At 41.4% G+C, this 19380-nt stretch carries 20 protein-coding genes; 8 read left to right on the top strand and 12 right to left on the bottom strand.

The features are described 5' to 3' along the window. The first annotated feature begins 1 nt into the window (after window position 1). The gene (locus ABTP35_RS07720; RefSeq protein ID WP_293297592.1) at window positions 2-721 is read left to right on the top strand and encodes a DUF6503 family protein; all 720 of its coding nucleotides are present in this window, start codon (window positions 2-4) and stop codon (window positions 719-721) included. Window positions 722-736: 15 nt separating this feature from the next. On the opposite strand, the gene nadD is transcribed toward ABTP35_RS07720, so the two are convergent. The 6 genes from nadD to ABTP35_RS07690 all read right to left on the bottom strand — a co-directional run bounded on the left by nadD (window position 737) and on the right by ABTP35_RS07690 (window position 5408). Then, entirely contained in the window at window positions 737-1321 is a 585-nt protein-coding gene (nadD, locus tag ABTP35_RS07715; protein WP_293297595.1) for a nicotinate (nicotinamide) nucleotide adenylyltransferase, read from the bottom strand. Window positions 1322-1330: 9 nt separating this feature from the next. Then, window positions 1331-1924, bottom strand: coding sequence for a guanylate kinase (gene gmk / locus ABTP35_RS07710; protein WP_224835809.1), 594 nt, complete (start codon window positions 1922-1924; stop codon window positions 1331-1333). After that, window positions 1921-2778 (bottom strand): YicC/YloC family endoribonuclease, encoded by an 858-nt coding sequence (locus tag ABTP35_RS07705; protein ID WP_293297598.1) that lies wholly within the window; start codon window positions 2776-2778, stop codon window positions 1921-1923. Before ABTP35_RS07705 ends, gmk begins: the two co-directional genes overlap by 4 nt. 80 nt (window positions 2779-2858) lie before the next feature. Continuing rightward, complete coding sequence (locus tag ABTP35_RS07700; RefSeq protein ID WP_293297601.1) at window positions 2859-3614, bottom strand: DUF1080 domain-containing protein; 756 nt, start codon at window positions 3612-3614, stop codon at window positions 2859-2861. A gap of 1 nt (window position 3615) precedes the next feature. Further along, on the bottom strand, window positions 3616-4359 hold the full coding sequence (locus ABTP35_RS07695; RefSeq protein WP_252081122.1) for a DUF1080 domain-containing protein: 744 nt from the start codon (window positions 4357-4359) through the stop codon (window positions 3616-3618). After that, window positions 4356-5408: a sugar phosphate isomerase/epimerase gene (locus ABTP35_RS07690; RefSeq protein WP_293297605.1), complete on the bottom strand. Its 1053-nt coding sequence runs from the start codon at window positions 5406-5408 to the stop codon at window positions 4356-4358. Before ABTP35_RS07690 ends, ABTP35_RS07695 begins: the two co-directional genes overlap by 4 nt. A gap of 158 nt (window positions 5409-5566) precedes the next feature. Here ABTP35_RS07690 and ABTP35_RS07685 point away from each other — a divergent pair, with 158 nt between their 5' ends. Then, complete coding sequence (locus ABTP35_RS07685) at window positions 5567-6031, top strand: ASCH domain-containing protein (protein ID WP_293297608.1); 465 nt, start codon at window positions 5567-5569, stop codon at window positions 6029-6031. A gap of 47 nt (window positions 6032-6078) precedes the next feature. On the opposite strand, the gene ABTP35_RS07680 is transcribed toward ABTP35_RS07685, so the two are convergent. Genes ABTP35_RS07680 through ABTP35_RS07665 form a run of 4 tightly spaced genes read right to left on the bottom strand, consistent with a single transcriptional unit; the run spans window position 6079 to window position 9937 of the window. Then, window positions 6079-7215, bottom strand: a complete 1137-nt coding sequence (locus ABTP35_RS07680; RefSeq protein ID WP_293297611.1) for a Gfo/Idh/MocA family protein — start codon at window positions 7213-7215, stop codon at window positions 6079-6081. 9 nt (window positions 7216-7224) lie between these two features. Then, window positions 7225-8454 carry a nucleoside permease gene (locus ABTP35_RS07675; RefSeq protein ID WP_224835816.1) on the bottom strand — a complete coding sequence of 410 codons (1230 nt, stop codon included), beginning with the start codon at window positions 8452-8454 and terminating at the stop codon, window positions 7225-7227. Between the two features lie 20 nt (window positions 8455-8474). Continuing rightward, window positions 8475-8918, bottom strand: coding sequence for a DinB family protein (locus ABTP35_RS07670; protein ID WP_224835817.1), 444 nt, complete (start codon window positions 8916-8918; stop codon window positions 8475-8477). 20 nt (window positions 8919-8938) lie between these two features. Then, entirely contained in the window at window positions 8939-9937 is a 999-nt protein-coding gene (locus ABTP35_RS07665) for a sugar phosphate isomerase/epimerase family protein (protein ID WP_293297617.1), read from the bottom strand. A 136-nt stretch (window positions 9938-10073) separates the two neighbouring features. Between ABTP35_RS07665 and ABTP35_RS07660 the strand changes: the two genes are divergently transcribed. The 4 genes from ABTP35_RS07660 to ABTP35_RS07645 all read left to right on the top strand — a co-directional run bounded on the left by ABTP35_RS07660 (window position 10074) and on the right by ABTP35_RS07645 (window position 16258). After that, window positions 10074-11792, top strand: coding sequence for a GMC oxidoreductase (locus tag ABTP35_RS07660; protein WP_224835819.1), 1719 nt, complete (start codon window positions 10074-10076; stop codon window positions 11790-11792). Next, window positions 11792-12445, top strand: coding sequence for a gluconate 2-dehydrogenase subunit 3 family protein (locus ABTP35_RS07655; RefSeq protein WP_293297622.1), 654 nt, complete (start codon window positions 11792-11794; stop codon window positions 12443-12445). Before ABTP35_RS07660 ends, ABTP35_RS07655 begins: the two co-directional genes overlap by 1 nt. Window positions 12446-13540: 1095 nt before the next feature. Beyond that, the gene (locus tag ABTP35_RS07650; RefSeq protein WP_224835821.1) at window positions 13541-14275 is read left to right on the top strand and encodes a LytTR family DNA-binding domain-containing protein; all 735 of its coding nucleotides are present in this window, start codon (window positions 13541-13543) and stop codon (window positions 14273-14275) included. 57 nt (window positions 14276-14332) lie between these two features. After that, entirely contained in the window at window positions 14333-16258 is a 1926-nt protein-coding gene (locus tag ABTP35_RS07645) for a tetratricopeptide repeat protein (protein WP_293297625.1), read from the top strand. Here ABTP35_RS07645 and ABTP35_RS07640 read toward each other — a convergent pair. Continuing rightward, window positions 16251-16820: a DUF3109 family protein gene (locus tag ABTP35_RS07640; protein ID WP_293297628.1), complete on the bottom strand. Its 570-nt coding sequence runs from the start codon at window positions 16818-16820 to the stop codon at window positions 16251-16253. The two genes, ABTP35_RS07645 and ABTP35_RS07640, sit on opposite strands and share 8 nt — an antisense overlap. A 120-nt stretch (window positions 16821-16940) precedes the next feature. Here ABTP35_RS07640 and ABTP35_RS07635 point away from each other — a divergent pair, with 120 nt between their 5' ends. Next, window positions 16941-17525 carry a MarC family protein gene (locus ABTP35_RS07635; RefSeq protein WP_224835824.1) on the top strand — a complete coding sequence of 195 codons (585 nt, stop codon included), beginning with the start codon at window positions 16941-16943 and terminating at the stop codon, window positions 17523-17525. Between the two features lie 9 nt (window positions 17526-17534). Beyond that, window positions 17535-17735, top strand: a complete 201-nt coding sequence (locus ABTP35_RS07630; RefSeq protein ID WP_224835825.1) for a hypothetical protein — start codon at window positions 17535-17537, stop codon at window positions 17733-17735. A 1-nt stretch (window position 17736) separates the two neighbouring features. Here ABTP35_RS07630 and ABTP35_RS07625 read toward each other — a convergent pair whose 3' ends face one another. Continuing rightward, the gene (locus tag ABTP35_RS07625) at window positions 17737-19368 is read right to left on the bottom strand and encodes a S41 family peptidase (protein ID WP_293297633.1); all 1632 of its coding nucleotides are present in this window, start codon (window positions 19366-19368) and stop codon (window positions 17737-17739) included. Window positions 19369-19380: the final 12 nt, after the last annotated feature.

The raw sequence follows: 19380 nt of genomic DNA, 5'->3' as shown, positions 1-19380 counted from the left end.
TATGATCAAATATTTCTTTTCTCTTATGGCAGTTGGCCTATTGGGCCTTGCGCCATTGCACTCACAATCCCTTTCTGCAAAAGAAGTTTTGGAAAAGGCCATTTCATTTCATGATCCAGATGGTAACTGGGCCAACCTAAAAACATCGTTCAAAGTAGTTATGGAAACTCCGGAGCGACCTAAACGCACAAGTGTGATTTCCGTGGATTTCCCCAAACAGGAGTTTGTCTTGGATGTTACCCAAGATGGTGATCATTACTCATATATTTTAAAAAACGGGTCCTGCGAAATCATATTTAACGAGAGCAAAGAGTTTACCAAGAAAGAAGCCGAAAAGTATCGCCTGACCTGCGAACGGGGAACCATGATGAAGGATTACTACACTTACCTATACGGCCTTCCCATGAAGTTGAACGACCCAGGCACCCACCTAGATCCCGTGGTCCAACAAAAAACCTTCAAGAATAAAAAATATGTGGTTTTAAAGGCCACTTACGATGCCGAAGTTGGCAAAGACACTTGGTACTTTTATTTTGACCCTTCCACTTACGCCATGGAGGTATATCAATTTTTTCACGATGAAACCAAAAACGACGGAGAGTACATTCTTTTAGAAGGCCTGGCGGAAGTAAATGGTATCAAAATGCCAAAAACGCGGGCATGGTACATGAACAAGGACGATAAGTATTTAGGAACCGACACTCTGGAAAAAATACAATAAACAGTTCGTGTTTTTTTATCTGTAAAAGTTCATCTCGTCCATATATTTCCACACCGGTTCGGGCAGCATTGGACGAATATTTTTTCCTTGATTATGGGCCTTTCGAATAAAAGTGGACGATATTTCCATTATCGGCGCACTGACCTTGGTGATTTTGGGGTGATCCTCAAATTGATGGGCCATCTCGCCCATAGAAATGCGCGGGTAAACATGGATCGAGTATTGCTCCAATATGGCTTCATAATTTTTCCATTTGTGGAAACTTTTCAGATTGTCTTCACCCATGATCAATGAAAACGCATAATCCGGGCCATATTTATCTTCCAGATGGGCCAAGGTATCGGAAGTATAGTTGGGCTGGGGCAAATCAAACTCAATTGTACTGGGTTTGAGCCTGGGATAATCCTGTACAGCTTCGTACACCATTTGGAACCGGTGATTGTTGTCCAAAAGCGATTGCTTTACCTTAAATGGACTTTGCGGGGTTATAACAAACCAAACCTCATCCAAATCGGAAAACTCCACTAAATGGTTGGCTATGATCAAATGACCAATATGTATCGGGTTAAAGGTTCCAAAAAAGAGCCCTACCTGTTTCATACGTCAATCTTATTTTGAATCGGGATTCTTGGCCCCAACAAAATCGGCGACCAATTTGTGGGCTTCGTCGAGAGCTACATCCAGATCATAGTTTTTAATGATTTTATCAAACTGAGGGGCGGTTGCCAATTCTACCGACGCTTTGGCAATTCTCATATTGATCTTATCGTCACTCTCCGTGCTGCGCTTTTTAAGTCTGATCTTTAGCTCATCTACACTGGGAGGCTTCACAAAAACGGCCAGGGTCTTGTCCGGAAATTTCTTTTTGATCCTTAGCCCGCCAGAAACATCAATATCAAATATTACATTTTTGCCTTCTGCCCACAAACGTTCCACTTCACTTTTTAAAGTCCCATAAAAATTGTCGCGGTACACTTCTTCCCATTCCAAAAAATCGCCATCCTTAATGTGTCGCTTAAATTGGGAAACGGACATAAAATAGTAGTTGACCCCATTTTTTTCCTTGCCCCTGCGCGGGCGCGAGGTTGCGGAAATGGAAAAGGCCAAGTTGAGTTCCGGCTGATTCAACAAATGTTTTACAATGGTAGTTTTACCACTTCCCGATGGGGCCGAAAATATGATGAGTTTACCACCTTCTGTCATAGCACATTGAGCATTTGTTCTTTTATCTTTTCCAATTCGTCCTTCATTTGGACCACCAATTGTTGCATGGGTGCAAAATTGGCCTTGGATCCTATGGTATTGATTTCCCTTCCTATTTCCTGTGAGATGAACCCTAGTTTTTTGCCATTGGATTCTTTGGAATTCAGGGTGGTTTCAAAATATTTTAAATGGTTCGCCAAACGTACCTTTTCTTCGGTAATGTCGTACTTTTCCAAATAATAGATGAGTTCTTGTTCAAATCTATTCGCATCCAATTCCACCTTAAGGTCGGCCACAGCTTTCTCCAAACGTTCCCGTATCGTAGCCAACCTATCTGGGTCCATGCTTTTTACAGCATCCAAAAGTTCGTTGAGTTTTTTTAATCGCTCTACAAAATCCTGCTCCAAAACCTTGCCTTCCTCATTGCGGAACTCCACTATTTTGGATAAGGCCTGGTCCATTGCTTTTTTAATGGCCTCGTACTCTTCGGCATCGATGTCGTCTTTATCGGTTTTAAGGGTGTCGGGCATACGTAACGCCATTTCCAACAGTTTAATGTCATCTCCTTGGGCTATTGCGGCCAATTGCTCCATATACTTTTTAACCACACCCTTGTTAACTTCTGCCGTAGTCTCCTCACCGGTTATTTCCACATAAAGGCTAAAATCCACTTTACCCCTGTTTAGGGCACTGGCAATCATTTTACGTAATTCCAGCTCCTTTTCCCTATAAAATTGTGGAAGCCTGGCATTAATATCCAGATTTTTGCTGTTGAGCGATTTAAGCTCTATTGTAATTTTTTTTGAAGGAAGCTGAACTACGTGCTTCCCAAAGCCTGTCATGGATTGAATCATATACGTATGATTAAATTTTGCCAAAGGTAACCAAAATAGATTTTGACCTTTGAAGATTCTAAATTTTGGCCCCTTGGAAACTACTCCAGTTCCCTGACCCAAATATTACGGTAGCTCACCCTGCTATTGTCCCCATGGTCCTGAAGCCTAAGAGGTCCCTTGCCATGTGGCGGATTCTTGGGCCAACCAATATATGGCGTTGTGCCCTTGATCTCCACATGGTCCTGGATCAACACACCATTGTGGATAACGGTAATGGTACCAGATTTTATTTTTTGTCCTTTTTCGAACACTGGTGCATGATAAATTATATCGTAGGTGTTCCATTCGCCAGATGGGACCGATGCCATGGCCAAGGGTACATGCTGTTTATAAATGGAGCCCACTTGACCATTTACATAGGTGTCGTTGTTATTGTTGTCCAATACTTGAACTTCATAGATTCCATTTAAGAAAACACCGCTATTACCTCGGTTTTGTCCATCCATTTGCACTTCTGCTGGGGATTTCCACTCAATATGAAGCTGAATGCTCCCAAAATTTTGTTTGGTCTGAATATCTCCCGTCTTGTCCTTTACGGTCATGCTGCCATCTTCGTTCAAGAGCCATTTGGCATCCGTGCTATCCCTGGAACTTATCCAATTTTTAAAAGATGTCCCATCAAAAAGTACGATGGCATCACTTGGAGGAGCTCCTGCTTTGCCCGGAATTACCTTTGGCGGCACTGGTTCATATATCTCCGTTTCCTCGGGAGTGGTTGGCTCTATGTCCTGGGACCAGGTCCATCCACTAAACAAGATGGCCAAAAGCAATGGAACAATTTTTAATTTATACATATTATAATGCTTTGATCTTTATGTTTTTATAGGACACCCTGTCCCCATGATCTTGTAAACCGATTTTTCCCGTCCTGTAAGCGCCAAAACCTTCCCAATCTGCAAATTTTGAGGATGCGACCATTTTGTCCCAATCCGGCCCATGCACTGGAAACTCCACTATTTTTGTTCCATTCAATACTACATGTCCTTTGTTGGTCTTATGGTTCACCATTAATTCAAACGTATTCCATTCACCGGCTGGCTTGGTTACATGTTGGGTAGGCGAAACCATATCGTACAGAGCTCCTGCCATACGATTTTCCCCATTTTGGGCATCAGGATGTCTTTCATTGTCCAACACTTGTATTTCTGGTCCTGTTAAATAGGGCTGGGCGTATTTTTCATCTTCTGAAACACCCCAAAAAATTCCACTATTTCCCCCTTCGGCAATTTTCCATTCCATAGTTAAAATAAAATCCGTAAACTCAGCATCACTAACCAGATTAAAAGACGCTCCTTCTTCCCTGTTTTCCGGTGGGTAGAACACCATGGCCCCATCTTCCAATTTCCATGGCTCGGTAACTGGTCCGCCATTATAGTAATGCCAGCCTTCGAATGAACTTCCGTCGAATAGGGTAACCCACTCATTTTCAGCTTCTTTCACAATCTCGATCACTTCTTCTTTTTCTTCCTTATTTTCCTTTGGGTTTTCTTTACAGGCAACGCCAATGGCCAGTAATGCCAACATCAATGCTCTTTTCATAGTCCAAGTATTTTTTTCAATTTTTCCTTATCCACATCTGCTCCGGCAAAATCGTCAAAGGTTTTGGTTGTTGCCTCTATTATATGATCTTGAATAAATTTAGCGCCTTCGCACGCTCCTTGTTCCGGGCTTTTAATACAGCATTCCCATTCCATAACGGCCCAAACATCGCAGCCATATTGGGTAAGTTTGGAAAAAATGGTCTTAAAATCGATCTGTCCATCCCCTAGGGACCTGTATCTCCCTGCTCTGTCTCCCCAATCGTTGAAACCGCCAAATGCTCCCTTTTTACCTGTTGGGTTAAATTCCGAATCCTTTACGTGAAAGGATTTGATGAACTCATGATAATGATCGATATACGCAATATAATCCAGTTGTTGCAAAACAAAGTGACTTGGATCATAAAGTATGTTTACGCGCTTATGGTTTCCCGTAGCTTCCAAAAATCTTTCAAAAGTATCCCCATCGTGAAGGTCTTCTCCGGGATGAATCTCGTAACAGACATCCACGCCCTCTTCATCAAAATGATCGAGGATGGGCTTCCATCGATTGGCCAGCTCTTCAAAACCCATTTCCACCAATCCGGCAGGACGCTGTGGCCACGGGTGGGCGGTATGCCAAAGCAATGAGCCCGAAAAAGTGGCATGGACGTTAAGTCCGAGTCTACGGCTTGCTGTTGCCGCTTTTTTAACCGTTTCAACTGCCCATTTGGTTCGTTCTTTCGGTTTTCCGTGCAGTTCCTTGGGAGCAAAATTATCGAACATAATATCGTATGCAGGATGAACAGCCACCAATTGTCCCTGCAAGTGGGTGGAAAGTTCGGTGATCTCCAATCCGTAGGAATTAATTTTTCCCTTGAGCTCATCGCAATAATCCTGACTTTCTGCTGCTTGGTCCAAATCTATAAGAAATGATTCCCAAGTTGGTATTTGAATGCCCTTGTAACCAAGGTCGGAGGCCCACTTGCACATTCCATCCAAGGTATTGAAAGGAGGTTGACTGTCCACAAATTGAGCCAAGAACACAGCTGGTCCTTTGATTGTCTTCATTGAATTTAATTTTAAGGAATTAGGAAATCCCATTCAAATTGGGATTTATCTTCTATATTTAAGAAAAAAACTATGCTATTTTTACACCTCATGTAGCAAAACATAAATATAGGAATTCATATACAATTAAAATAGCTTACCGCTTATAAAAACCACATATGGAAAATGCTTCTGCCCGCAATTTATGGGGCGATTTTTTAGATGCCCATTTGGAGTTTGCCTCCCAAGATGCTCCAAAAGTGATACATTTTTGTGATAATGAACAAGATGCCAATACTTGTGCAGATCTTGTTTGCAAAGAAACCAAAAGAGCCACCTCACATTCCTTAAAAGGTTTACAGCTCCGCAACGAAAATTTACCTAAAATCGGAGATTTTTATGTGGTTACGGATTGGGACGGGAATGCCAAATGTATTGTTCGCACCACTGGGGTAAAACTGCTCCCCTATTTTAGTATTAGAGAAGAACACGCCCGTTTGGAAGGTGAAGGGGATAAAAGTCTGGAGCATTGGAAAAAGACCCATTGGGAATACTACACCCGCGAATTGGCCAAATTTGGCACAACTCCAAAGGAAAGCATGATCATTGTGTTCGAGCAATTTGAAATGTTATATAAAAAATAATGGCCGTCCATTGGACAGCCATTATATCTATTATTTTGGGTCCTGGATCAATCCATATCTACCCAAACATTTCCATTCTTGTGTGAAGCAACGGTGTTTTCTATAAAATTTAGGCCACGCACACCATCTATTATGGTCGGAAATTCTCCGTTGTTATAGGCTTCTCCACGAATTGCCTTGGCCACGCCCAAATATATGTTCGCCATGGCATCAAAAATTCCTTCTGGGTGGCCTGGTGGCAATTTTGTACCGCCCAAAGAGAGTTCGGAATTGTACCCATGTCCTGGCTTGTATACTTGCAAAGGTTCTGGATCATTTAATTTATATAGGTAGTTAGGGTTCTCCTGCTCCCATTTTAAACCTCCTTTTTCACCATAAACGGCAATAGTTAAGTTATTTTCTTCCCCAGTGGCCACCTGACTTGCCCTAATGACGCCTTTTACATTCTTATCCATTCGTATCAAAGCGGTTCCATCCATGTCCATTTGGTTATCGTCGTACAAATAATTGAAATCGCACAATAGAGATCTAACTCTTAATCCGGTGGTGTACTCGACCATATTAAAGGCATGTACTCCAATGTCTCCCATACAGGAACTAATCCCTGCTTTTTTGGGGTCGAGCCTCCAAACAGTGCCCCGTTTTTCCTTGTCATGTATGATAGGGTTCATCCAACCTTGATAATATTGGGCATCCACTTTGTGAACTTTTCCAATTACCCCTTCTTTTATCATCTCCCTCATTTGGCGCACCATTGGGTAACCTGTATAGGTATGGGTGACCGCAAATACGGTGCCTGCCTTTTTTAGGGTTTCCTGCAATATTTTGGCCTCCTCATAGCTGGTGGTCAATGGTTTTTCACAAATGACATTGAATCCATTTTCCAACAGTTTTTTTGCCATCGGAAAATGAAGAAAGTTTGGAGTGAGGATAGAACATACCTGGATACGCTCATCTTCGGGCAGTTTCATCTCCTCTTCCACCAAGGTGTCGAAATCCTTATAAATTCGATTCGTTGGAATATCTATCTCTTTTGCGAACGCTAAACTATCTTCCAGTTCGGGGGTAAATACGGCCCCAACGATTTCATAATTATCATTTATAAAAGAGGCTACGCGGTGCAGAACTCCGATAAGGGAGTCGCCGCCCCCACCAAGAATTCCGAGTCTTATTTTTTTAGGCATGTTTTTTTATTATGATTTATATTCTACTTTTTCATTTTTAAATACCAACGCAAACAGCACAAATACCACGGCTGCAAATATTGCTGGGTAAATCCAGATGTTTTGCCAAACATGGCTTCCGTCTTCCAATAAATAGGAGTCCGTAATTTTTCCTGCTATCCAAAACCCTATCAACATCCCCACTCCATAAGTGGCCAAGGTAATCAGTCCTTGAGCTGCACTCTTATATTTTTCGCCCGCTTTGGTATCGGTGTAAATCTGGCCGGATACGAAGAAAAAATCGTAACAAATTCCGTGAAGTGCTATCCCCAAAATCAACATAAATGCCAAATCGCCTGCATTGCCATATGCAAAGAGCAAATAACGTACAGTCCAGGCCAACATTCCGACCAATATGGTCTTTTTAAAGCCAAATCTTGTAAAGAACAGTGGCAATAATAGCATGAAAAGCACTTCGGAAGCTTGCCCAATGGTCATTTTTCCGGTCGGATTGTCCAATCCGATCTCGGTGAGGAATGGATTGGCGTTTTGATAGTAAAAGGCCAATGGGATACAAATCAATACCGAGGCAATAAAGAAAACCAAAAAGTTTTTATCCTTCAACAATTTCAAGGCATCGAGCCCCAACACATCGGTTATGGTGACTTTTTCGGTCTTGTCCACTCTTGGCGGTGTTTTGGGCAAGGTAAAGCTGAACAACCCCAATATTGCCGATGCTATGGCTACCATTAAAAAGGTATTTTTCAGCATTCCAGCGGACAAACTCTCGGGTGAATCCCACAGAAAAACATAACTGATCACCAATCCCGCAACTATCCACCCAATGGTTCCAAACACCCTAATCGGCGAGAATTCCTTGGCAGGATCTTTCATTTGATTAAATGAAATGGAATTGACCAATGCCAAAGTCGGCATGTACAAGATCATATAGCCCAAAACATATGGATAGAACACGGAGAATTCCGTGGTCTGATACATTTGGTACATTAAAAATGCCCCTATTAGGTGCAAAATGCCCAAAATCCGTTCAGCATTAAAATATCGGTCTGCGATCAACCCAATAATAAAAGGAGCTATTATGGCACCCCAAGATTGAGTGGAAAACGCCTGGGCGATCTCCCCGCCGCTAGCTTTTAAATTGGTTCCCAAAAAAGTTCCCAGTGTTACAAACCATCCGCCCCAAATAAAAAATTCGAGGAACATCATAAAGGACAGTTGAAATTTGGTCTTAAAATTCATGTTGTGTAATTAGTTAGTTGTTATCGTTTGTAGTGTATATAATCCAAAGGTTCCGGAGCTATACCAGCCTTTCTCCATTCCATCATAATTTGGCCGCGATGGTGGGTGGAATGATTGATAATATGAAAAAGAATATCCTTTACCTCGTTAGAAAAGTGAACTTGTTGGCTGTTCACATATTCAACACGTTTTTCAAAGGTATCCGTATTGGAAATAATTTCAAAAGAGGTCTTTTGATTTTCGTAATGGATTTCTTCCCATAGTACCATATCATGTTGATCCCAAACATCGAACTTTACTTCCGAACCAAGTAATCTCTGGTTCCAAATATGGTGCGCATTGAGTATGTGACTAAAAAGTCTAATGCAGTCGCCAGAAACTTTTTCCCGACCACTGCATTGCTCGATAATTTTTTTGTTACAATAAAAATTGTAATCGAAGAGCTGCTGTAAAAACCCCTTCATTTGATGCTATTGTGTTCGTTTTACTGCACTATTCTCTCCAAGAGCCTTTTGGTTGCCAAAATCCCTTCTTCTTCGCTCAGGTCGGAGCCTTCATATTCTACTCCAACAAAACCTTCGTATCCGGATTCCAGGACAATCTCCATGATCCGTGGATAATCCACTCTGGTCTCGTTGCCTTCTTCATCAAAACTATAGGATTTGGCGCTTACACCTTTTGCATAAGGCATGAGTTCTTTGGTTCCCTTATAACGATCGTATTCTTCCAAGCATTTGGACGAATAGTAGTCGCCGGCCTCTCTTTTGATACAAAAATTACCAAAATCTGGTAGTGTGCCGCAGTTTTCCATACCCACCTTCTCCATTACCTCGGCCAACAATGCACCGTTCGAAGATGGGCCGCCATGGTTTTCCACAATAATATTGATGTTCTTTTCCTTGGCATAGCCTGCCAATTGCTTAAGTCCTTCAACAGAGGCCGGAATCCAAACTTCGGGCTCCATGCTCCCATTTAGGTTAACACGAATGGAATGACAGCCCAATGCTGCGGCCGCATCTACCCATTTGTAATGGTTTTCCACAGCTTCTGTTCTTTTGGTTTCGTCTTCCACTGCAATATCCCCTTGGCCGTCCACCATGATCAAAAGGTTCCGAAGCCCATATTTTTCACTTTCTGCCTTGCTTTTTTCCACCCAATTGTTCATCGCTTCTTCCGAAAAATTGGCTGCCTGCAATTCTTTGTAATATAGGCCGCTTACATACTCCAGTCCTTCAAAGCCCCAGTTGCTCGCCTTTTCTGCAAAAGAGTATGGGTCCACTCCTTCTTCAAGAATCATTTTGTGCATGGACCATTGGGCCAATGAGAGTTTAATTTCCGGTTTGGACTCCTCTGCAACTTCTTGCTCTGCTACTTTTTCTGCTTCGGATTCTTTTTTTTGATTTTCCTTACAGGAAGAAAATCCTAAAAAAACAACAAAAATTAGTGTTACGATACTTTTTTGGGTTAATCTACGTCTGTTCATATTTTTATGTTGGTTAATTTCTTTCAGAATCCAAAAACTACAACGTTATAGTGCTGAATTCTCAATAAACATAGGGATTAAATGTAGAAAATTAATTTAATAATTAATACATTTAGCAAATAAACAATCCGAATAAATGAGTAAATTTTATTACAATCAGGAGCAGGAATCCTATGATGCCATCGTGGTAGGAACGGGTATCAGTGGTGGTTGGGCTGCCAAAGAATTGTGCGAAAATGGCCTCAAGACCTTGGTCTTGGAACGAGGTCCCATGGTAAAGCACCGTGAAGATTACCCAACAGCCAATATGGATCCTTGGGATTTCCCCCATGCCGGGAACGCAACCCGAGAAGATATCAAACAACAAGAAAAACAATCCAGAACAGGCTATACCACTGGGGCGGCCTCCAAGCACTGGTTTGTAAACGATTTAGATCACCCTTACAACGAAACCAAACGTTTTGATTGGATGCGTGGCTACCATGTGGGCGGACGTTCCATTATGTGGGGGAGACACAGCTACCGTTGGAGCGATATTGATTTCGCCGCCAATAAGAACGAAGGTATCGCCGTTGATTGGCCGGTAAGATACAAGGATATAGCCCCTTGGTACGATAAAGTTGAAAGTTATATAGGAGTTTCCGGGGAAAACCTGGGTCTACCACAATTGCCCGACGGCCAGTTTGAACCCATGATGGAACTTAACTGTGTGGAAGACCATGTTAGGGGTAAGGTTGCCGAGCATTTTAACGGACGGGTTATTACCGCCGGTAGGGTAGCTCACATTAACAGTGATAAAAAATTTGATGGCGATGGACGTGTACGTTGCCAGTTTAGAAACAGATGTATCAGAGGATGTCCTTTCGGAGCATACTTTAGTAGTGTTTCCTCTACTTTGCCCGCAGCTGAACGTACAGGCAACATGACCTTAAGACCCGACTCCATAGTCCACGAGGTCATATATGATCCAAATACCCAAAAAGCAACGGGCGTTAAGGTTATAGACAGAGAGACCAAAGAAGAGTTCGAGTTCAAGGCCAAGGTTATATTCCTTTGTGCTTCGGCTGTTGCATCCACTTCTATTTTGATGCAATCCAAATCCGATAGATTCCCCAATGGATTAGGAAACGATTCTGGAGAATTGGGACATAACATTATGGACCACCACTTCTTGGTAGGAGCATCCGGAAAGTTTGAAGGATACGAAGACAAATACTACAAAGGAAGAAAGCCAAATGGAATTTATATCCCAAGGTTTAGAAACCTAGGAGGCGACTCCGACATGAAAAATTTCACCAGAGGTTACGGATACCAAGGTGGTGCCGGGAGAGGCAACTATGAAGAATTGATTGCCGAAGCTTCTTTTGGAAAAGATTACAAGGATGCCATGTTGACCCCAGGTGGTTGGACCATGAATATGCTTGCCTTTGGTGAGATACTACCTTACCACGATAACAAAATGACTTTGGATTACGACAAAAAGGATAAATGGGGACTACCAACCGTAACTTTTGATGCCGAAATCCGCGAGAACGAGATCAACATGCGTAAAGACATGCAGGACCAAGCGGTTCAAATGTTGGAAAAGGCCGGCGCCAAGGACATTACTCCATATGATCGGCCCTATGCCCTTGGACTTGGAATCCATGAAATGGGTACCGCCCGTATGGGCCGTGACCCAAAAACTTCTGTTGTAAACGGAAACAACCAGGTACACGGATGTAAGAATGTTTATGTAACCGATGGTGCGTTTATGACCTCGGCAAGCTGTGTGAATCCATCGTTAACGTATATGGCATTTACTGCAAGAGCGGCCAACCATGCAGCTCAAGAACTTAAAAAAGGAAATATATAATGGAAAGAAGATCAGCACTCAAAAATATGGGGTTGGCTTTTGGTTATGCCGTTGCCACTCCAACATTATTGTCGTTACTACAAAGTTGCAAGAACAAACCGGCATATGCGGAATGGACTCCAAATTTCCTTGATAAGGACAAAGGTTATGCCATGGCACAGACCTTGGATGTGATTCTTCCAAAAACAGACACCCCTTCTGCAACAGAGATGAACGTACATGCGTTTATCGATGCTTACTTGGATGAGGTAATGCCGTTGGAACAAAGAGACTTTGTTGTGATGAAGATGAACAAATTTTACGAAAAGGTTTTGGCAGATTCCGGTAAGGAATCCTTAATGGACATAGAACCTGTGGATATAGAACCAGCCCTTGCAACATATTTGAAAAAACGAACTGACGAGGAAGAGGATTTGCAGAACGAGGCCATTATGAGCTATATGCAAGCCATAATGGAAGGCGGCGAGGCAACTTTGGACGATGAGATTTCCAGAGTATCCTTTGCCCACGAACTAAGGGATTTGGCGACATGGGCCTACAAAAATTCCGAATATGTGGGAGAGGAAGTTTTGGCTTATCTTCCAATACCAGGAGAGTATATTGCCTGTGAGGATGTTACAACTTTGACCAATGGTAAAGCATGGTCACTCTAAGTTTTAGAAGCCTCCAATAAAAATAGAAGCCTCCTAAATAGGAGGCTTTTTTAGTTTCCTGCACAAACAAAAATACCTCGGAACGTTCTAATGTGGGGTGAACTCATCCGAGGTATTAAATCAATAAACACTATCACACGTACCGCTTTAATACAGTACAATAAAACTGTAATCCAACATTTTGTAAAACACATCAACCAGACTACAGTATTTCTTTTTCCCAATTAAATACACCATTGCCCTATGGAGAGCTATGGCAGAAACTTGAAAAAATGCATTTGGGATGATTGCAAATATTTAAAAATACTGCGGATTAAAGAAGCTATAGGGGCTCTAAATGAAGTAAAGTTTTTAACACAAAATGTTGACATCTGGCACTTCCAACATTTTGCACAGAATAGTAACTCTTAATAAACAAAAAGCCGGGCAAGAAACTTGCCCGGCCTATCTTTTATGATGAACTATTAGCTTAATATTACCAAGAGTACGGCCTCTTCAATCATGGCCGGTATAATCTTTAATTGTTCTAGGTAGTTCCCCCGAAACCTAAAATCAAATCCGGATTGCAGCCTAATTGAAGATTTAATCTTGCAAGCGGTTTTTACAATCATGTGATTGGTTGCTGTGGCCGTACATTCTATTGGTAATACAAAATTTTAAAGAGCTTGTAATGGGATGCCAAAATCATTTCTTGGCAACCACACTATTCCAATCCGAATTTAATTCGGCACTATTCTTTTCTGATACTGCGGCAAAAATAAGAGCCATTATCAAAATCAGGAACAATATTGCACATTTTCTCATCTGCGGGCTATTTGGTCTGTCCTTTGTTTTTTGACATGCCGAATATAGATAACAAAAGCCCTTGCTCAGGAGCTCTATGTATAAATTGCAGCTTTTTGTGTATAATCGGCTGTTGTATATTTTAGGTGTGTAGGCGAAATCCGTAGTATTGAACAAGGAAGTCCTTATAAATCACCAGATTTCCTTTGGTTTTGTTTTTTTTACCAGTTATACGCACTAAATATCCATTAACACATAATTTTAGCAGTATTTGGGGAATAATTCTAAATTTGATTATACCTATATTATATTATGCTAGAAGCAGTAATTGTTGATGATGAGATTAAGGCCCTACAAAGTTTGAGTTGGGAACTTACCAATTTGAGCGATGAAGTGGATATTATTGCGTCCTTTACCGATGCCCGAGAAGCCTTGACCTATCTGGAGCAAAACACTCCAGATTGTTTGTTCTTGGATATTGAAATGCCCGCAATGGACGGTTTTCAATTCATAAAAAACCTAAAGAACAAGGATTTCCCTGTTGTAATCACCACTGCCTACAACCAATACGCACTACAAGCCTTAAAAAACGAGGCCATCGATTATTTGCTAAAACCCATCGATTCGGATGATCTTGAGGAAACCATTACCAAAATAAAAAAGTTCAACGCCAAAAACCTGACCGTAGAAAAGTTGGAGAAAATATTGCTCAACTTCAATGCGGACTCCCATAATAAAAAAATAACCATCAATACGGATGGCAAGTTGGTCTTCCTCAACAGTGACGATATACTTTATGCAGAATCGGACGGAAATTACAGTACCATTTTTTTAGCTGATGGGCAAAAAATCCTGCTTACCAAAAAACTCAAGGAAGTCAATGCCCTGTTGCCCCAAAACAGCTTCTTTAGAATCCATAATTCCTACATCATAAACCTGAACAAAATAAAGGAATTCCTTAAAACGGATGGTTATGTTGTTTTGGAATCCAACCATAAAATCCCTGTTTCCCGACAAAAAAAATCCGACTTTTTGGATATGCTTTAATCCCGCAATGTTCCCGTGCCTATAGAAAACTTTACACAAGTCGAATACCTGAATCGAGTGAAAAGAAATACAGTGCTTTTTCTTTCGCTCTTTTTTGTCTTTAACCTATCAAGTGCACAGGAAATTCCCGAAGAATTTATAGAAAAAGTGGAAACCTTGGTGCAGCTTCGGCCCAAGACTTACGAGGAATTGGACAAAGAGTTGTACCCAGACAAAAGAGACACTACCTTACTTCGGTTTTTTGACAATTTGAGCAGGGAAAATGCATATTCTGAAGGCAGGGCATATGCACTGAACTTATTGGGAATGAAATACAGGAACATTTCCCAGTATGAAAAAGCTGTAAAACTGCACGAGCAGGCCCTTGAAATTTCGGAGGAGGCCAATAGTATAGATTTTAGAGTGCTCAGCTTAAATATGTTAGGGGTCGTATACCGCCGAACAGACGCCATAAAAACAGCATTGGACTACAACCAGAGGGCATTGGAACTGGCAGAACAGGTAGAGAATCCATCCAACCACATCAAAAGAAGTATCAATGTAGCCTTAAATGGTATTGGCAACCTCTACCAAACGTTGGAACAGTACGATTTGGCCATTCTGCAGTTTGAACGAGCCCTAAAACTGGAAGAAGAGATGGGCAATCAACTCGGATTGGCGATCAACCATCAAAACATAGGCCACTGTTTGGAGGAAAAAGGAGATTTGGAGGGAGCTCTCGAAAACTACAGAAAGTCTTTGGCCTATAACGAAGAAATAGACTCCGACATAGGCCGTGTGATCTGCAAGAACAGTTTGGCACAGATCTATTTAAAACAGAACATGCCCTATCTGGCATTGGTTTTATTGGAACCTTTACAGAACGAATCCAAAAATATCGGGGACTTTTCCATTACCTCCTTGGTTTATATCAATACCGGATGGGCACACACAAAATTGGCCAATTACGATAAAGCGGAGAATTATATCTTCGAAGGCCTGGAAATGGCCCAAACCAGGAATATCCCCAGTAACATCCTATATGCCTACGAAAAATTGTCCGATCTTGAGAATGGCAGAGGAAATTTTAAACAGGCCTTCGAGTATTACAAAAAAGCCGGTGAGTACGATAAACAGATTTCGAGTGCCACCAACCTACGGTACATGAACGATGTTATCGTAAAATACGAAAACGATAAGAAAAACAATCAAATTGCCGTATTGGCCAAAGAAAATGAGATTGTTAGGTTAAGGTTGAAAAAAAACCAGACCACATTATTGGTAAGCGCCTTGATCGTGGGGCTTATTTCTTCCATTCTTTACATTTTGTACAGGCAATACCAAAGCAAGAACGAGAAAAGAGTGCTCACCTTGGAACAAAAAATGTTGCGCAGCCAAATGAACCCGCACTTTTTGTTCAACTCATTGAATTCCATTAAACTGTACATTATAAACAACGAGCAGAAAAATGCCGTTCATTATCTGAACAAATTTTCCAAACTCGTCCGCAAAATTCTTGAAGCCTCATCCCAAAAAGAAATTTCCTTATCGGAAGAATTGGGCACCATGGAGCTTTACATGAATATAGAAAATATCAGGTTTTCCAATGAGATAGATTTTAAGATCCAGGTGGAGAAAGATATCAATGTGGACAATATCAAAATCCCATCCCTTACATTACAGCCATTTTTGGAAAACTCTCTTTGGCACGGCCTATCCCCAAAAGAAGGGGACAAAAAAATACAGATCAATGTGAAGCATAAGGACAAGGGCCATGTAACCATCGAGATAGTGGACAACGGAGTAGGCCGAACTATGGCGGAGCTCAACAAAGAAAACAGGGTTCTTAAAAGAAAGTCATTGGGCATACATATTACCAAAGAAAGGTTGGCCAATTTTGCCAAGGATTATCAAAATAAATTTGATGTGGCAATTATGGACCTTTTTGATGAAAATGGCAATCCGAACGGAACCAAGGTAGTGTTGGATATCCCTACTATTTAGCGCTTTCCTTGGCTACAGTCTCCAATTCCCGGTACCAATCCTCTCCAAACTTTTGGATCAAGGCATCCTTTACAAATTTATAAATGGGCACCTTTAAATCTGCTCCCAAAGAGCAAGCGGGATCACAGATTTCCCATTTATGGTAGTTTACCGCAGTAAATTCGGTGTATTCCCTGGTCCTTACCGGATATAAATAGCACGATATGGGCTTTTTCCATTTGGTAACTCCAGCTTCGTAAGCAGCTTCCAACCCACATTTTGCAACCCCGTCTTCCGAAAAAACAACATAGGCACACTCATTATTGTTTACCAACGGAGTTTCCCACTCACCATCTTCCCCTTTCACAAAGGCACCTTGTTCCTCTATGGCACTAATTCCTTCCGGACGTAAAAAAGGTTTTACATCTTGATAAATGTCCACAAGCCTATCGGTCTCGGAATCTTCCAAGGGAGCGCCATATTCACCCCCTACACAACAGGCCCCTTTACAAGCATTGAGATTGCAAACAAAATCGTTCTGCAAAATCTCTTCGGACACAATGGTTTTACCAATTTGGAACATAAAGAATCAACTTTTATCGCAAAGGTAATCCAAAACAAAAAATTGATGATTTATAAACACTTTTATGTAGTCCAAAAGTAATTTTTAACCGTAAATTTGCCGTCCGAAAAAATTAACACCATGAATTTTGACCTTAAGGAAATTGCGACCGCAGGAATGGTATTGTTCGCCGTAATCGATATATTGGGCAGTATTCCCATCATTTTGTCCTTGCGGAACAAGGTAGGCCATGTACAATCGGAAAAAGCTTCGATTGTGGCAACTTGTATTATGATCGCGTTTTTATTTGTTGGCGAGAGTATACTTTCCTTGATCGGTATAGATGTAAACTCGTTCGCTGTGGCAGGTGCATTTATTATATTTTTCCTTGCCATAGAAATGATCTTGGGAATTACCCTTTACAAAGATGATGAGCCGGAAACAGCTTCCATTGTACCCATTGCGTTCCCCTTAATTGCCGGGGCCGGTACATTGACCTCCATATTGTCCTTACGTGCGGAATATCATGTAGAGAACATAATAATTGCCATTGTTATAAACGTTATCTTTGTGTACATCGTTTTAAAATCGAGTGCAAAAATAGAACGCATATTGGGCAAAAATGGCCTTAATATTATCCGAAAGGTGTTCGGTGTTATTCTAATGGCCATTGCAGTAAAGCTATTCGCTGCCAATATTAACGAGTTGATGACCCACAGTGCGTAAAATATTGATATGAACAGGACTTTTGCTATTGTTATAATAATAATCGCGTTGGGGCTTATTGCCTACAACGTGACCATGGTAGATTTTGAGAACCCACTAAAGGGTGACAGCACTGTTGCCCTGATCGGTATTGTGGCTTCTTTGTGCGCAATAATTCTAATGTTGATCTTTATGACCTCCAAAAAGATTGATAACAAGCTAAAAAAATAAGTCAGGGTTTAACCCCTACCGCTCCGATTTGCGATGGACCTATTGAAGTAGCTTCGTCCAAAGCCCTTACTTTTAGTAGCATTGCGTCGTGTTCGCCCTTGATCTGTGCGGAAAGATTGGGAGAGTACAATTGCTCGGCAATATTGGCCTTTAAATACGATTTTATCTTATCCTCGTAAGCGTAAAAATCTAGTTTGATCTTGCGATCGAGTACAAATTGGATAAACTTGTCGAACAAGATATCATCTACTTTAAATTCATCCAAGAAACTATTTTGGGTATAATCATCATAAATTGTTCTATCCTCTTCCAAATGCTCGAACACAAAACGGGCAAAAAACTGATAGGTATCGTCCATACTTTCTATGGCCTCTTCCTGGTTGGTCCCAATTGGAACAAAAACATCTGGGATTATACCGCCTCCCCCATAGACCACTTTCCCTTTTGGGGTAACAAATTTTAAAGAATCGGCCACTTTTATGCTATCCGCAGATACGAGTTCCCCACTGGAGTAGCGGTCCATGAATGTTTTATAGTAGTCGTGATTACCCTTTTTGTATGATTTTTGAATAGATCTTCCCGTGGGGGTATAATAGCGAGAAACAGTTAACCTAACGGCCGAACCATCACCTAAATCCATTTCCCGTTGCACCAAGCCTTTTCCGAACGAACGCCGCCCCACTATGGTGCCTATGTCGTTATCCTGTAGGGCACCGGCAATAATTTCACTGGCAGATGCCGAACGCTCATTGATGAGCACATACACTTGTCTATCCTGAAACTCTCCTTTTTTTGTGGCATACGCTTTCTTGACCTTGCCTTTTTTGTTCTTGGTGAACAGGATCAGTTTATCCTCTCCCAGAAATTCATCGGCCAATTTTTCGGCTATCCCCAAATATCCTCCGGGATTGTCCCTAAGGTCCAAAGTCAACTTTTCGGCTCCTCGTAGTTTTAATTTTCTAAGGGCATCTTTAAACTCATCGAACGTGGATTCAGCAAAACGATTGATCTTAATATAACCCATGTCCTTGGTGAGCATATAATAGGCATCTACACTTCGTATAGGCACACGATCCCGAACTACCGGGACCTCCAACATTTTATTTTCTGTTTTTCGAAAGACCTTTAAGTTCACTTTGGTGCCAATTTTTCCCTTTAGGGTGGACACCACATCATCGTTGGCAATTCTTCTACCGTAAAGTGTATCCATGTCCGCCATTAAAATACGGTCACCTGGTTTTATGCCACTTATATAACTTGGTCCATTTTTTATGGTCCTGATCACAGTGATGGTATCCCGAAACATATAAAAGCTTACTCCTATTCCCGCGAAGTCGCCCTTCATGCTTTCGGCAACGTCTTTCATTTCGTCCTTTGGAATGTAAACGGAATGTGGGTCCAATTTTCCCAAAATATTGTTTACGGTTACATCTACAATACTATCGGTATCCACATCGTCCACATATTCGTAATCGATATAGTCGATAAGTCGATTGAGCTTGTCTTTTTTGGAGTTTGTGGAAAATAGTTTTTCCGGGGTGTCGTTAAAATGCAGTTTGCCCCCTATAAAAATGCCAATGGCAACTGCCAAGGCAAGTAAGGTGGGCCAAATATATCCTTTGATCTTTTTCATATAGCAATTATG

Source organism: Flagellimonas alginilytica, from assembly GCF_042134605.1.
Taxonomy (GTDB): Bacteria; Bacteroidota; Bacteroidia; order Flavobacteriales; family Flavobacteriaceae; genus Flagellimonas; species Flagellimonas alginolytica.
The sequence above is the reverse complement of the archived record's forward strand: the minus strand, read 5'-3'. Positions and strand labels throughout refer to the sequence as shown.

What these genes read in the sequence shown, in the direction of transcription:
- ABTP35_RS07720 (WP_293297592.1), top strand. Translation starts at nt 2, where the DNA reads ATGATCAAATATTTCTTTTCTCTTATGGCAGTTGGCCTATTGGGCCTT.
- nadD (WP_293297595.1), bottom strand. Translation starts at nt 1,321, where the DNA reads ATGAAACAGGTAGGGCTCTTTTTTGGAACCTTTAACCCGATACATATT.
- gmk (WP_224835809.1), bottom strand. Translation starts at nt 1,924, where the DNA reads ATGACAGAAGGTGGTAAACTCATCATATTTTCGGCCCCATCGGGAAGT.
- ABTP35_RS07705 (WP_293297598.1), bottom strand. Translation starts at nt 2,778, where the DNA reads ATGATTCAATCCATGACAGGCTTTGGGAAGCACGTAGTTCAGCTTCCT.
- ABTP35_RS07700 (WP_293297601.1), bottom strand. Translation starts at nt 3,614, where the DNA reads ATGTATAAATTAAAAATTGTTCCATTGCTTTTGGCCATCTTGTTTAGT.
- ABTP35_RS07695 (WP_252081122.1), bottom strand. Translation starts at nt 4,359, where the DNA reads ATGAAAAGAGCATTGATGTTGGCATTACTGGCCATTGGCGTTGCCTGT.
- ABTP35_RS07690 (WP_293297605.1), bottom strand. Translation starts at nt 5,408, where the DNA reads ATGAAGACAATCAAAGGACCAGCTGTGTTCTTGGCTCAATTTGTGGAC.
- ABTP35_RS07685 (WP_293297608.1), top strand. Translation starts at nt 5,567, where the DNA reads ATGGAAAATGCTTCTGCCCGCAATTTATGGGGCGATTTTTTAGATGCC.
- ABTP35_RS07680 (WP_293297611.1), bottom strand. Translation starts at nt 7,215, where the DNA reads ATGCCTAAAAAAATAAGACTCGGAATTCTTGGTGGGGGCGGCGACTCC.
- ABTP35_RS07675 (WP_224835816.1), bottom strand. Translation starts at nt 8,454, where the DNA reads ATGAATTTTAAGACCAAATTTCAACTGTCCTTTATGATGTTCCTCGAA.
- ABTP35_RS07670 (WP_224835817.1), bottom strand. Translation starts at nt 8,918, where the DNA reads ATGAAGGGGTTTTTACAGCAGCTCTTCGATTACAATTTTTATTGTAAC.
- ABTP35_RS07665 (WP_293297617.1), bottom strand. Translation starts at nt 9,937, where the DNA reads ATGAACAGACGTAGATTAACCCAAAAAAGTATCGTAACACTAATTTTT.
- ABTP35_RS07660 (WP_224835819.1), top strand. Translation starts at nt 10,074, where the DNA reads ATGAGTAAATTTTATTACAATCAGGAGCAGGAATCCTATGATGCCATC.
- ABTP35_RS07655 (WP_293297622.1), top strand. Translation starts at nt 11,792, where the DNA reads ATGGAAAGAAGATCAGCACTCAAAAATATGGGGTTGGCTTTTGGTTAT.
- ABTP35_RS07650 (WP_224835821.1), top strand. Translation starts at nt 13,541, where the DNA reads ATGCTAGAAGCAGTAATTGTTGATGATGAGATTAAGGCCCTACAAAGT.
- ABTP35_RS07640 (WP_293297628.1), bottom strand. Translation starts at nt 16,820, where the DNA reads ATGTTCCAAATTGGTAAAACCATTGTGTCCGAAGAGATTTTGCAGAAC.
- ABTP35_RS07635 (WP_224835824.1), top strand. Translation starts at nt 16,941, where the DNA reads ATGAATTTTGACCTTAAGGAAATTGCGACCGCAGGAATGGTATTGTTC.
- ABTP35_RS07630 (WP_224835825.1), top strand. Translation starts at nt 17,535, where the DNA reads ATGAACAGGACTTTTGCTATTGTTATAATAATAATCGCGTTGGGGCTT.
- ABTP35_RS07625 (WP_293297633.1), bottom strand. Translation starts at nt 19,368, where the DNA reads ATGAAAAAGATCAAAGGATATATTTGGCCCACCTTACTTGCCTTGGCA.